11 protein-coding genes are annotated in these 13,656 nt (G+C 34.4%); all 11 read left to right on the top strand.

Translation table 11 applies throughout. The annotated features are described in order from the left end of the window. Positions 1–739 precede the first annotated feature (739 nt). A complete protein-coding gene (locus GQR60_RS19840) occupies positions 740–1,966 on the top strand; it encodes a Shedu immune nuclease family protein (protein ID WP_124994608.1) in 1,227 nt (408 codons plus the stop codon). A 316-nt stretch (positions 1,967–2,282) separates the two neighbouring features. Beyond that, positions 2,283–2,648 (top strand): hypothetical protein, encoded by a 366-nt coding sequence (locus GQR60_RS19835; RefSeq protein ID WP_124994607.1) that lies wholly within the window; start codon positions 2,283–2,285, stop codon positions 2,646–2,648. Further along, entirely contained in the window at positions 2,641–3,939 is a 1,299-nt protein-coding gene (locus GQR60_RS19830; RefSeq protein ID WP_160463536.1) for a nucleoside 2-deoxyribosyltransferase, read from the top strand. Before GQR60_RS19835 ends, GQR60_RS19830 begins: the two co-directional genes overlap by 8 nt. Beyond that, on the top strand, positions 3,936–4,565 hold the full coding sequence (locus GQR60_RS19825; RefSeq protein ID WP_124994605.1) for a 7-cyano-7-deazaguanine synthase: 630 nt from the start codon (positions 3,936–3,938) through the stop codon (positions 4,563–4,565). The genes GQR60_RS19830 and GQR60_RS19825 overlap by 4 nt, the downstream gene beginning before the upstream one ends. Further along, on the top strand, positions 4,562–5,203 hold the full coding sequence (locus GQR60_RS19820) for a hypothetical protein (protein ID WP_124994604.1): 642 nt from the start codon (positions 4,562–4,564) through the stop codon (positions 5,201–5,203). The genes GQR60_RS19825 and GQR60_RS19820 overlap by 4 nt, the downstream gene beginning before the upstream one ends. 733 nt (positions 5,204–5,936) lie before the next feature. Next, the gene (locus GQR60_RS19815) at positions 5,937–7,328 is read left to right on the top strand and encodes an MFS transporter (protein ID WP_124994603.1); all 1,392 of its coding nucleotides are present in this window, start codon (positions 5,937–5,939) and stop codon (positions 7,326–7,328) included. 204 nt (positions 7,329–7,532) lie between these two features. Beyond that, positions 7,533–9,077: a pectinesterase family protein gene (locus GQR60_RS19810; RefSeq protein ID WP_124994602.1), complete on the top strand. Its 1,545-nt coding sequence runs from the start codon at positions 7,533–7,535 to the stop codon at positions 9,075–9,077. A gap of 71 nt (positions 9,078–9,148) precedes the next feature. Continuing rightward, positions 9,149–9,727 carry a Crp/Fnr family transcriptional regulator gene (locus GQR60_RS19805; protein ID WP_124994601.1) on the top strand — a complete coding sequence of 193 codons (579 nt, stop codon included), beginning with the start codon at positions 9,149–9,151 and terminating at the stop codon, positions 9,725–9,727. A gap of 266 nt (positions 9,728–9,993) precedes the next feature. After that, positions 9,994–10,449: a ferritin-like domain-containing protein gene (locus GQR60_RS19800; protein WP_124994600.1), complete on the top strand. Its 456-nt coding sequence runs from the start codon at positions 9,994–9,996 to the stop codon at positions 10,447–10,449. 182 nt (positions 10,450–10,631) lie between these two features. Then, the gene (locus GQR60_RS19795; RefSeq protein WP_124994599.1) at positions 10,632–12,572 is read left to right on the top strand and encodes a LysM peptidoglycan-binding domain-containing protein; all 1,941 of its coding nucleotides are present in this window, start codon (positions 10,632–10,634) and stop codon (positions 12,570–12,572) included. A gap of 273 nt (positions 12,573–12,845) precedes the next feature. Further along, the coding region (locus GQR60_RS19790) for a hemoblobin-interacting domain-containing protein (protein WP_148096548.1) at positions 12,846–13,656 on the top strand (811 nt) is incomplete at its 3' end.

Here is a 13,656-nt window from a genome sequence, read left to right as displayed (position 1 = left end):
TACATTACCTGTTTCTGCCTCGCTTAAAATGGCTAGTTTTTCTTCTAATGTCCAACGTCTTTTCATACCCTAAATTTAACTGTTTTAAATGTGAAATTTTACTCCAGTCTTTTTCGGGGCTAAACTAAGGGATAATAAGAAATTAGAATGATTGCAGGAGTAAAATGATGCTAAGCAAAACATCTATTGCAGTTTGGCTTTAGCCAACTGACAGCAAGAAATTAGTAAATAGGCTTTAGCCACATAAAAAACAATGGGAGTAATAGGCAAACTAAGCTTTGGACTAATCTGCCAATTGCTTAGCTTACCAATACAAATTCCATGTGCTGAATTATAAGAAATAAAATGATGCTAAAGCAAAAGACGAGAAACTTTTAAATTCAGTTGGCTAAAGCCGAACTGCAATAGATAAAAAACACAAAATTTTTACTGATGCAAGGAGCAAAGCTGAGCATTAGCTTAAAGGATAAATATGCTTTATTCTAAGCAAAAAATTTTTATAAAACATTCTGATTTTCTTACGCACACGGCAAACAGAAAGTCTGAAGTTGCTGGCAGAGAAAACAAAACAATTAAATACCCATAGTTCCGGTGTGATTGTCCAATTCTATTTTATCCTTTATTTAGAACTATTCTCAGAATCTAAAATCAGTATTCTAAATAATGTTTTGTTAATTTTAAAAAAAACGAAAGAATAAAACATTTTTACGTTCTTAAGCCATTAAAATAACAAAGTAGCATGAATCAAATACAAGAAACTAAAAACTTATACATTTTTAAGGAAATATCAGGTTCAACTTCGACCATATATAGACAACATAAAGAAGATGAATCAGAAGAAAAAGTGAAGATATTCACAAAAAATGGAGAAACGTTTGAATATGAATTCGAAGGTAAATCAGTTAAGTTAATTGTATTTGAGGGATTTAAGGAACTTCCAAAGATTATTACACCGTTTGGGTATGGTTTTGAAGAAAGAAGCCTTAATAATTTCTTTCGGTATAATTTTGTAGACAAGCGAATCAATAAGATTCTAATTTCAGAAAGCACCGAATCAAAACGAGTAGGGGCTACACTCTATTTCAACCTTGGAGAGATTTCTGATGTCGTTGGGGCAATTAATCAAGAACAAAGAGCATGTAATGACACAAAAAAGATTTTGATTAAGAATTATTTAGTTACTGTATTTCCTGAAATTAACTTTGATCATCAAGAAACAAATAACAATAAAAAACTGATTCTTAGAAATCTAAATGATAAACTCATAGAGCAGTTGACAGCAGAAGAAATTGAAAAAATAGGCTCTTTCTATGTTAAAGCAGCTAGAAAATTTAAAGCAGCTCATATCATTAAAAGAATGTCTGCTGGTTTAATGAAGAATGCTCAACTTATTACCCTCCAGGAAATTATTACTAAATACGAATTCCATCTTGAAAAGAATCCTCCAGAGAGTACTTGGCAAGCATTCTTTGATGAGTACATTACACTTTTCGACAGTAGATATGTAAGAAAGTTGAATTATAAGAATATAGCTACTGCTTTAACAAAATATCCTGACTTAGTTTTAGTTGATATTTACGGATATTTAGACTTTTATGAGTTGAAAAAGAGTGGAACAAAACTGTTACAATATGACAGTAGCCACAAGACCTGGTTTTGGTCTAAAGAAGTTTCAATGGTAATTTCACAAGCATCTGATTATTTACAGAAAGCTAAAGAAAATGCGTTTAGCTACTCTCAAGCAATTAAAACAGAAACGGAAACAAAAACGGAAGATGGTTTAGAAGTTAATATAATTAACCCAAGAGCAATTATAGTAATAGGTTCAAAAAATGAGCTCGATACAGAAAAGAAAAGACACCAATTTAAAAACTTAAGAGAAAGCTTAAAGGATATTGAATTTGTTCTTTATGATGAATTATTGGATAGATTAAAAAACCTTTTTGATACTATAAAGATTGAATAATATCGGATTAGAACACGCGGTATAGCCAAATCAGGGTTTTAGTGGTATGCGAAGGTTTATTACCCGATTCAACTTTTCTGCAATTTGACAGGAAAGTCGAAGCAATCGACAACTATTTATAGTGTCAACTGTCATGTGGCATTCTGGAGATCTAAACTCTTCAAATTAGAAGGATATATGAATTTTGAGCGATGAATTGATTTTATGCAACAATGCGAATTGAGGAAAAAACTAATTTTTAAAAATAAAACTAATTGAATAGTTGCTGTTTGGTTTAAAATTATTCAGAATTTTTTTAACTATAAAAATATAAATTATGGGAAGCACTGGTTCAGGTAGATTTACGGATTATCAAGGATATTCTGGAAGCAATCCAAAACAAGGAGGAGAATCAAAAGAAAATGAATGTGGAAAAGCGTTCAGAACAGAATTGGAAGATGTTGATGTGTCTGAGTATTATGATTCTATAGGACAATTACCAGATATGAATACAGTAATAAGTATCGGGTTTAATGGATCTAGGATTATAGCTATAGTTGACGGTCTGGGAATAGGCAATTTACCAACTAAATATAATTATTTGCGAAAATGTATGATTGAATTTAATTATTCTGGAATAATTTCAAATACATCTTCAACTCCTATTAACTCTATCATTATTAATGTTTCTCCTGATGAATAAGATTTGTTTAGTTGGAGATATTTTAGTTGATGTAACCTTAAAAAATAATAGCGAGGATTTAAAGATGAGATTTGGAGGAATAGTTCATTCCGCAAGAGCTCTTTGGGCAATTTCATCATTTTATAGTATTGGTTATGTTGCACCAAACTATCTAGATACTCGGATATTTGATTTTTTTACACACATGGATAGTCCTGCACTTGTTAAAGTGGCAGAAACTTTAAATGCTCCTAATTTAATTTTAATCGAAGAGGCTCGGGAAGTTGGAAATCAAGGATATGAACTAATACTAAGAGAAGGGATAGAATACAAATATCTTGATTTCAATTTCCCTAAAAGTGATTGTGTCTTAATTACTTCTGGGCAATATGAGATTCCAATGATATTAGAAAAGATAGATGATATACCTGTAAGTTTAGAATTAGCCAATTTGAATTTTAAAGCTTTAGAAAACTTGAATTTCAAATTCAAAAATATTTATGTCTCAACATCAAGTGAGGTTTTTCAAGCACACATTAAGCATAGTAAATTCAATTTTATTGATTTTGCATTACAGTTTAAAGAGTTTTGTGACGTATTGATATTTAAAGAGAATAGAGGAGGTACTCGTTTATATAGTTTTGCTGAAAACAAAATTTACCAAGTATCTTCACAGACAAAGCCAATCCTGCATTCTGTGGGTGTCGGTGATGTTTTTAATGCTATTTTCGAATCTAATATATTCAATAATGTTCAGAATAATTTAGCTTTTGCATCATTTGTAGCAATGGAGTATGCAAGCACAACATTTCCACAGAATTTTAAACAATCGGTGGAACAATTGTTAAGTACTCCAATCAACGATCTGGTTAATTTAAAAGGAACTATTTTAAATTGGGAACACAGGAATAATGTCAATATTTATATTGCGGCACCTGATTTCGACTTTGTAGATACTAGTTTAATAGATACTCTGGAAAATAGTCTAGTCTATCACAATTTCAGACCAAGAAGGCCTGTTAAAGAAAATGGACAGATGAAAGAGGATGATTCGCCTCAACAAAAACAACAATTCTACTATAACGATATCAAAATCCTAAATGAATGTAGTATTGTAATTGGTGTACTTTTATATAATGATCCAGGCACTTTAGTTGAAATAGGTATTGCATCAGAAAGACAAATTCCTGTATTACTTTATGATCCTTACAATATTGCCAAAAATTGTATGCTAACCCATTCCTGTCATATTGTGACCAACAACATGGATGAAATTTTATGTGAAGTTTTCAATAAAAGTTCTAAATTATGAATGATTTTAAAAAAGGTATTATACTTGTTTCTGGTGGATTAGACTCTACTACTTTGTGTTATTTATTTATAAAAAAAAATATAGAATTTATTCCATTAATAATTAACTATGGACAACATTGCTTCGACACTGAGTTAAAAAGGTTAAAAAGTGTACTACCTAATGATTATGTGGAAAGAGTCGAAATAATTGACGTGTCTCAAATTTATAAGTATTCAAACTCAAAATTTATAAATGCAGGTAATCTGTGGGAAGAAAAAATATCTGCTGACGATTTATATATTCCATATAGAAATGTTCTAATCTTAACCATAGCAGCATCTTTTGCAAGAACATTAGACTTGAATAATGTATATTCTGCTTTCATTAATAGTAATCATGCAAAAGAAATTGATTGTTCAAATGATTTTTTTAATAATCTTGAAAATTTAATGAGTGAGTATGGTTCTGTTAAAATTGAAATGCCTTTTAGAAATTTTACTAAATTTGAAGTGGCCAAATTAGGTGTTGAGTTAGGTGTACCAATTGGTAAAACCTTTTCTTGCCAAGCATCTCCAAGTATACCTTGTGGTGCTTGTCCTAATTGTGTAGATAGATTAGATGCATTAAAAAAGCTTAGTGAATGAGTCATAGCGTAGAAATAAACAAGTTAGTTGTTTTTATTGAAAATCATCAGGAATTCAATATAATTAAAAGCAATTATTGCTTTTATAACACTCATTTAGGAGCTGTATTAACAGATATTATATTGCAAGCTGGATTAAACTATAAAACTGTAGTATTGCCTAGAGTGCTAGATGTATATAATGATTTTAATGACGCTCATAATTTAAATGGATTAATTAACACAATTAATGAAATTGGAATAGAAAGATTCCTTAATTGGACAAATGAGATAAAACTCAACAGATTTAAATTGGTTTTAGAATATTTAGAGGAGAACTCTATTCAAACGACAGGAGAACTTGTTGATCATCTATGTGAGTATAATAACATAAAGAGTTTTCTTTCAATTCATGGCATAGGCAATAAAACAATTGATTATTTTTTTAAGTTAATGCATATAGAGACAGTTGCGGTTGATAGACATATAATCAATTTTTTAAATAGAGCTAATGTAAGTTTTACAAATTATCATAGTGCCAAAAAAATTGTAGAATATACAGCTGATATTTTAGATATTTCTAGAAGAGACATTGATTATAGTATTTGGAATTATATGTCTGAAAAACCTAATCAGAGAGTTTTAGAACTTGATTTCTAAGTAATGTCCCCCACTAGCGCGAGCTTGTAGCTCGTGTTCAGCGAGGCAGAAGTAAAAACAAAATAAAGAAAAAGACCCATCCGGGTCTTTTTTTATGCTCATTAGTCCACTAAAAGAGGGCGTTGCGGGATAATTCCGATTATGTATAATCATTCTAGATTTGCTTTTGCTGCAAGTTGGCACATTTGACAGAACTGATACGAATTGGGAGCAAGGGAATTTCCTGAGAACGGTTTTTCCAATGAAAACACAAAGTGGTTCCTGAGCTTTACCAAGTGATCAAATGAAATTACAAAGTGGTTCCTGAGCTTCACCAAGCAGTAAAATGACTTCATCAAGTCGTCCCTGAACTTCACCAATCGGTAAAATGACTTCACCAAGTTGTCCCTGAGCTTCACCAAGTGATCAAATGAAATTACAAAGTAGTTCTTGAGCTTCACTGAGTGATCAAATGAAATTACAAAGTGGTTCTTGAACTTCACCAAGTGATCAAATGAAATTACAGAGTAGTTCTTGAGCTTCACTGAGTGATCAAATGAAATTGCAAAGTGGTTCCTGAACTTCACCAAGTGATCAAATGAAATTACAAAGTGGTTCTTGAACTTCACTGAGTGGTCAAATGAAAAAATAAAGTGGTTCCTGAGCTTTATCCTCCTAAAAACGGTTGAAAAACAAAATTACCGATTCCGCAAAAAACAGCTAAATTTATGCTGTTGCACACACAAGAAAGAGAATGATGATAGAATCAAATCCAAATTTGAATAAAACGATTCTGCTGGCTGTTACCATGGCATCCAATTTCTTGAATCCACTAATGGGAGCTGCTGTTAATGTGGCTTTACCCCGAATTGGGGAAGAATTATCGATGTCGGCCGTGGGTTTAAGTTGGGTAAGTATGTCCTTTTTGCTGGCCTCGTCGGTATTTTTAGTCCCTTTTGGTAAAATAAGCGACAATTGGGGACGTGTAAAAATGTTTCTGTACAGCAATATATTATTTGGTTTTGCCACTTTATTCTGCGCCTTTTCTTTTTCATCCGAAACATTACTAATGGGGCGTTTGTTGCAGGGGATAGGTGCTGCAGGTATCTTTGCCTCGAACATGGCCATTGTAATATCTGCTTTCGAACCTCACGAAAGAGGTAAAATGATTGGATTAAATGTGATGGCCGTTTACGTAGGCTTATCCATTGCTCCGGTTTTGGGCGGCATTCTAACAGAATCATTGGGCTGGCGTTCCTTGTTTTTTATTAATGCAGGAGCAGTCTTGCTGATAATACTGGCCATACTCACAAAAATTAAAGCCGAATGGGCAGTTCCAGACAAGGCGAAATTCGACATTAAGGGGACTTTGATATATATGTTTTCCGTTTCGGGATTGATGTATGGGTTTTCGCATCTACCAAAAACGGAAGCAATCGTGTTCACCTTATTGGGAATTGCAGGCTTACTTATTTTTGTCAGATACGAGTTAAAACACCCAAACCCGGTTTTCGAAATGCAGCTGTTCTTTAAAAACAAGTTGTTTGCCTTTTCCAATTTATCCGCTTTTATTAACTATGCAGCCACCTTTGCCATCACATTCGTTTTTAGTTTGTATTTGCAGTACGTGAAAGGTTTATCGCCAAAAGAGGCAGGTTTTATTTTAATTGCACAACCTGTAGTGATGGCTGTAGTAGCATCCTTCTCCGGCAAATTGTCGGACACAAAAGACCCGCGGATTTTGGCATCTTTAGGGATGGGAATAAGTGCAGCAGGGCTGTTGCTGCTCACTTTTATCAGCAAGCAAACGCCCTATGCCTATATTGTTTTTGCTTTACTGATTTTAGGATTTGGTTTTGGGGTGTTTTCATCACCCAATACAAATTCAGTTATGAGTTCGGTAGAAAAACGTTTTTTAGGACTGGCATCGGCAACAGTTGCTACCATGCGAACCACAGGAATGATGTTTAGTATGGCTGTTGCGGCTCTTTCGGTACATGTTTTTTTGGGGGATGCTAAAATTCATGCCGGCAATCTCGATTCATTCATACTAAGCATGAGAGTGATTGTCATTAGTTTTACAGTTTTGTGTGTAATCGGAATTTTTACATCGCTGATAGGAAGGCGAAAAACTACGGGCAATTAAGTTCTGGCGGATGAGTACAGAAATATTCTGTTGGTTATTTGCCACATCTTTTCAGTGTTGAAGACTTGTAAGCGTTTTGGCATTTTTGTTTTATCCCGATTATCTTTTTGTTACGCAATTATTGTTTTGTAGATTCGGGGACAAAATGTAATTGGGTGTTATTATGAACTAGTTGTAGAGCAAATAGTATAAATCTTACTGATAATGGAGAAATATAAAATAGTAAAAAATTATTTGTGCTGTGCAGGCATTGCCTTGTTGGCATCCTGTACGTCAACAGAAATATCCGGCAATTATACAATTTATCCTGAAAACCAAGAAAAAGACATTCATCCGGATACTCATCTTAAAATTACATTTGCCGGTCAACCCATCATAGGAAGCAAGGGCAAAATAAGGGTATTCGAAAGTCAGACCGATTCGTTGGTCGATCTAATTGATATGAGTATCCCGGCAGGACCAACCAAACCTGTCAAAAACCCGGAAGCGACTTATACAAGCATCCCTTATCAATATTTGCCCGGTAAGTTTACCAATGCCAATACCAAGCCGGGTACTCCATCAGGCACAGCCTTAGCAACTGCAGATACATTTCAGTTGACCATTATTGGTGGTTTTACCGATGCTTTCCATTTTTATCCCATAATTGTTCATGAAAACACTGCCATTATCTCTTTGCACCATAATCTTTTGGAGTACAATAAAGACTACTATGTTTTAATTGACAGCAGTGTGGTTTCTTCAGCTAAGGGAAGCTTTAAAGGGATTTATAACAAAAATGTGTGGCGGTTCAGCACCAGTAAGAATCCTCCTGATTTAAGGTATAAAAAAATTATAGTGGATGATGAAGGGAATGGTGACTTTTCTTCTTTGCAGGGAGCCCTTGATTACATTCCCAATGATTACAAAGACACAGTTGAAATTTTCATCAGGAACGGTTTGTATGATGAGCTGATCTATTTCAGGAATAAATCGAATATCATCATCAAAGGTGAAAACAGGGAGAAAACAGTAATTCAATATGCAAACAATGAAGTGTTCAATCCCCATCCATGGAATGTAAAAACCAATGAATGGCCGGGTACTTTTCCTTCAAGAAGAGCCGCTTTTGCGATTGATAACTGTACAAATATTCAGTTGTTAAATTTAACAGTTAAAACTTTACTGCAAGGGCAGGCAGAAGGATTACTGATTAATGGAAGTGAAATATTTGTTAAAGGAGTACATATTGTAGGCTCAGGCGATGCTTTACAAACCAATGGTTCGGCCTGCTTCGAAGATGTGAAAATTGACGGTGGCGGTGATATGATACTTGGACGGGGGCCTGCATTTTTCAAAGATTGCGATTTTTATTCTCCCGGACCTTTTATGTGGACAAGAAATACCAAGGCCAATCATGGGAATGTATTTCTGAATTGCCGTTTCACCGGTACAAATCCTAATGGAAGTACATTGGCCAGGGCTCCTGTTAATAAAGGTTTTGGTTATCCGTACAGCGAATGCGTGTTCATTAACTGTTCTCTTAAAAACATTCTGCCTAAAGGCTGGGGTACTGTTGGCGGAGAAACAAAAAATATGCACTACTGGGAATATAACAGCACCAATATCGATGATGGAAAACCAGTTGACCTTTCTCAGCGGGCTGATTTTTCGCGTCAGTTACGTTTGGATACTGATAAAGAATTGATTGAAAACTATTCCAATCCGCTTTTTGTTCTTGATGGCTGGAGTCCTTTTCTCAACAATTAATTAGATGTAAATTATCGGCGGGCACGATGCGCGTAACCGGCTATTGTCCGATGCTTTTTTTTATGAAATAAATGGAACTAAATAAAATTGAAAATATTATTAAAGGGATCAGACGGTATTATCCCGTATCTGATGATTCGATTGAAACACTGGCAGGTTTATTAACCGAAATACATCTGCCTAAACATCATTTGCTGACCAAAGCAGGGGTTAAAGACAATTTTGTATACTTTATAGAACAGGGATGTATGCGGACTTACTTTTTGGTTGACGGGAAAGAAATTACCAATTGGTTTAGCCGGGAAGGTGATATTACTTTTTCTTCAAGTTCATTGTATCACCGAACCCCGGGATTCGATTTTGTGGAGCTTCTGGAAGATTCGTGTGTATTTAGCCTGCCAATTGACGCTTTAAACAATTTGTACAAAACAGATATCGACATTGCAAATTGGTCCCGCACCATTCATCAGGAAGTATTGCTGAAAATGCAGAACCTGCGTATCGACAGGTTAAGCTTATCATCAAAAGAACGCTACGAAAAGTTTTACAACGAAAATCCTGATTTGTTTAGCCGGGTAAATTTGGGATATATTGCTTCCTATTTGGGGATGACCCAACAACATTTAAGTACCATACGGGCGAATGGATGATTTTAAGATAGATGAAAAAATAATCGGCTGTTCTTCTCTATTTTTGAATTTCAAAAACAAATGAAATGAAAACTGAAATGCAAAAATGTTTGGATGGTGAAGTCTTTAACGCATCCAACGAGGAAAATCAAAGTCTATGCTTAAAAATTCATTTGTATTGATTGTTACTATTTTGTATCTTATATAGTCAAGCTGAAAAGAAAAACGCACCAATTTTAAATTGGTTTTTGATTCGTATGGGATTATAAATTAACAAAAAATAAAGGATGAAAATTTTTAGGACATTTGAGGAAATTATTGATTATGCAATCGATAAGGAGATGGATGAAGTTGAGTTTTACTCTGAGGTTGCAAGTCGAATGGACAAGAAACATGTGAAAGGCCTTTTTTGGGATATTGCTTTAGAGAAAACAGCCAGAATGCTTCGACTGGAGAAGATGAAGGATGCGAAACCGGAATTGAACCTGGATGAAATTAAGGATATGAAAATTACTGGTAGTCTTGAGGATGTAGATCATACCAGAAATGATTTAACCTATCAGGACGCACTGATTATTGCTATGAAAAAAGAAAAAGCAAAATTTAAATTTTACTTGAATATGGCGGAGAGTGCGGTTAATAAGGAGTGTAGAGAAGCTTTTTTGGCTTTGGCTAATGATGAGGCACGACAAAAATTGAAATTTGAAATAGAATATGACGAACATATTTTAGTAGAGAATTGATTCAAAAAACAGTATTGAGGAATTGTTGTTTTGACGTATGATAAAATCGAAATTCAGGCGAAGAATTTCGATTTTGCTTTTTTACGGTTCAATTATTGTAGATATTTTGTTTTCCAAGCGGACTTTAGTATTTTTGTTAGCTATTGTTAGTGAACTATAAATATTTGAAATACAGATAATTAATGCATTATTTTTTTCGAAGTATCCTTCTGATATGTCTCCTTATTGGAGCAGTAAATTTTACGAAAGCTCAAACTACAAATGTTGAGTTGTCTAATAATAAGGTTGTTGTAGGTGGTCAAACCTGTTTTTTACATCTTGTAAAAGAAAAGCAAACCTTGTTTTCTATTAGTAGGGCATATGGTGTTGACCTTGCTGTTATTTTGCAGGTGAATCGAAAAACGGAAGCAACAGTTAATGTTGGTGAGGTTTTAAGAATTCCGGTTGTAGATTCAGAAACTGTTCTTTCTCCTGTTTTAGTGAAAAAGGAAGATGAGAAGTTCTTTTATCATATAGTAAAAAAGGGAGACACATTGTTTTCTTTGTATAAAAAATATGCTGTTGATATTGCATTGATAAAGGCCTCAAATCCAGAGATGGGGAATAACTTACGTTTGGGTACAGTCGTTAAAATCCCTAAGATTGTTAAAAAGCCACAGCTTAATACTGTTCCTAAACACGATAAGAATTATTACTATTATGTGATAAAACAAGGGGATACAGAGTCTTCTATATCCCGTCGGTTTTTTATGAATCTGCGAAAATTCAAAAAGTTAAATCCAAAACTGAAAAGTACATCTTTAAAGATTGGCGATTGGGTTCGGATTCCCAGGTATTTGGTTCCTCCGGAATATTTTATGGAGAAGGAAGAACAAAAGGATACAATCGCAAAAAAATATCAGGTTGCAGATACTGTTGTTCCTAAAGTTGATTTAAAACCACTAAGTCAGAATAAAATACGGATAGCATTGTTTTTGCCTTTGTATTTGGATGCGAATGATTCCATAAACAGAAGTATTTCCTATAAGGATACTATTGAAATTATTACGGAGAGAAATCCACGGATTTTATACAGTAAATCGCATGATTTCATTCGTTTCTACCAAGGTATTCTTTTGGCTGTTGATTCTCTCCAAAAAGAGGGGTTATCTGTAGATCTTCATGTTTTTGATACCGAAAAAAGTCCTGAACGAGTTCAACGAATTGTAGCTGGACTGCAGTATACTGAACTGGATTTTATGATAGGACCGGTATATCAAAATACATTCTCGATTGTGGCAGATTTTGCCCAAAAAAGACGAATCCCTGTTATTTCACCTCTTTCGCCAAAGAATTCAGAGCTCACAACAAATCCGTTCGTGATTCAAATGAATACTTCTATCCAGTCGATTTGTGGAAAAATATCCGACTATGTTTGTTTCGATTTGGATACAAGGAATTTAGTTGTTGTTCATCCTGATCGTTATGAACATTTGAATGAATTCCAGTTGGTTACAGACATAGAACGGAATATGTTCGAAAAAGGAAAGTACTGGGAAAATGGTGACATGACTTATAAGAAGATCTCATTTGATGAATATGGGCTTTTTGGAATTGAACGTATGTTGAGTGATACATGCGAAAATGTAATTTTGGTACCTTCTACCAAACAGCCATATGTTGAAAATATTATTTCCAATTTAAATGTTTTAAGTCAACGCTTTGATATTCGCTTAATGGGTTTTCCTGTATGGCAGCGATTTAACAGTTTGGATGCCGAGCTGTTCTACAATTTAAATCTAAGTGTAATAACTCCATACAATATTGATTATAAGGAGGCTAAAATTGATTTGTTTGTTTCGGATTTTAGAGAGAAATTTAAATGTGAACCGAATGATTTTAGTTTTAGGGGATTTGATTTGTGTCGATATTTCTCCAAGGCTGTAAGTCGGTATGGGCATAGTTTTCCTGATCATTTGAATGAATTGAAATTGGATTTGTTACAATCAAATTACCATTTTAAAAGAGTAAATGCGTTTGGAGGACTCGAAAATCAGGGTGTTCATCTTGTAAATTATTCGCGGGATTTTAAGATAAGACATTCCATTCCTAAATTTCAAAATACTTTTAACGTATCAGAATAGGGTAATTAAATTTAAAATAGGGAGCCGAATCTAAGTGATTCGGCTTTTTTTTATCCGAATACGGATAAATCATCCACAATAGGATGTCTTTTTTTAATAGGGAGAAAAGTCGTGTATTTACTGACTTTTTTCTATTTGTTTGAGCTTTTATCCAATATCGTAGATATGTGAGAATTTGCAGGTTTAGTGTATGGGTCAGATTGTGAGTCTGTTGTGGGGTGTGGTACGCGCTTTGGTTCTAACTATGTGTTAGTTATCTAAAGTCCTGTAATTATGAAAAAATATCTACTCTTGGGATTCCTATGGGTTATCTCAGTCATTATTGTACAAGCTCAAAATGCACCGCCAGTCTTAAATTCGGTATCGGGAGTTACGGTTGATAATTCTTTCACTTTGTTATTTACTGATGATGGTACATGGCAAAGTCTTATTTCTGAAATACGATATGGAGATGATGTTGTTGATCCATCTGCTTACGATGCAGGTACAACTTCAGGAGAAATTGTTTTTACTCCTTCTGCAAGTGTTTATTTTCAAAATGACACAACCTTAAATATTACTATTGTAACAGATGGAACCTACTTTGATGGTGTGTTTTCACAAACGATAGGGCATGGTGCTGCAACAAAGTTTGTTATAACTACTCAGCCGACTGCTCCGGCTTCCAATGGCGGAGTTTTGGGAACACAGCCTGTAGTAAGCCTGCAGGATCAGTATAGCAATACTTGTACAAGCGATGGAACAAGTTCTGTGGGAGTTGTTGCCAGTGGGGCAAGTTGGGTTTTAGGCGGAACAACGCCTCAAACAGCATCATCGGGAGTGGTGACTTTTTCTGGTTTAACAGGGAGCAGCGCTGTTGCTGTTACCGGAGCTGCAATCACTTTTTCCATGGATGGATTTTCCCTGATCTCCGATCCATTTGATATTCCAGTCAATGCTTATCCAACACTTACTGTACCAACAGATGCTGCTGTTGATTCTGATTTTGATATTACTTTTACAGATGATGCAACATGGAGAACCGGCATCAGTGAAATTCGATATGGCACCGATGTTCTTCCTGTTGGAGCTTATGATAAGACAA

Origin of the sequence: Labilibaculum euxinicum (assembly GCF_009795715.1) — a bacterium.
Classification (GTDB): Bacteria; Bacteroidota; Bacteroidia; order Bacteroidales; family Marinifilaceae; genus Labilibaculum; species Labilibaculum euxinus.
Note: the sequence above shows the minus strand (reverse complement) of the source record. Positions and strands in the feature narration are given on the sequence as shown.

Bases quoted from the DNA above. Each gene is read 5' to 3' on its own strand.
- GQR60_RS19810 (WP_124994602.1), top strand. From the start codon at position 7,533: ATGGAGAAATATAAAATAGTAAAAAATTATTTGTGCTGTGCAGGCATT.
- GQR60_RS19820 (WP_124994604.1), top strand. From the start codon at position 4,562: ATGAGTCATAGCGTAGAAATAAACAAGTTAGTTGTTTTTATTGAAAAT.
- GQR60_RS19805 (WP_124994601.1), top strand. From the start codon at position 9,149: ATGGAACTAAATAAAATTGAAAATATTATTAAAGGGATCAGACGGTAT.
- GQR60_RS19825 (WP_124994605.1), top strand. From the start codon at position 3,936: ATGAATGATTTTAAAAAAGGTATTATACTTGTTTCTGGTGGATTAGAC.
- GQR60_RS19840 (WP_124994608.1), top strand. From the start codon at position 740: ATGAATCAAATACAAGAAACTAAAAACTTATACATTTTTAAGGAAATA.
- GQR60_RS19815 (WP_124994603.1), top strand. From the start codon at position 5,937: ATGATGATAGAATCAAATCCAAATTTGAATAAAACGATTCTGCTGGCT.
- GQR60_RS19830 (WP_160463536.1), top strand. From the start codon at position 2,641: ATGAATAAGATTTGTTTAGTTGGAGATATTTTAGTTGATGTAACCTTA.
- GQR60_RS19800 (WP_124994600.1), top strand. From the start codon at position 9,994: ATGAAAATTTTTAGGACATTTGAGGAAATTATTGATTATGCAATCGAT.
- GQR60_RS19795 (WP_124994599.1), top strand. From the start codon at position 10,632: ATGCATTATTTTTTTCGAAGTATCCTTCTGATATGTCTCCTTATTGGA.
- GQR60_RS19835 (WP_124994607.1), top strand. From the start codon at position 2,283: ATGGGAAGCACTGGTTCAGGTAGATTTACGGATTATCAAGGATATTCT.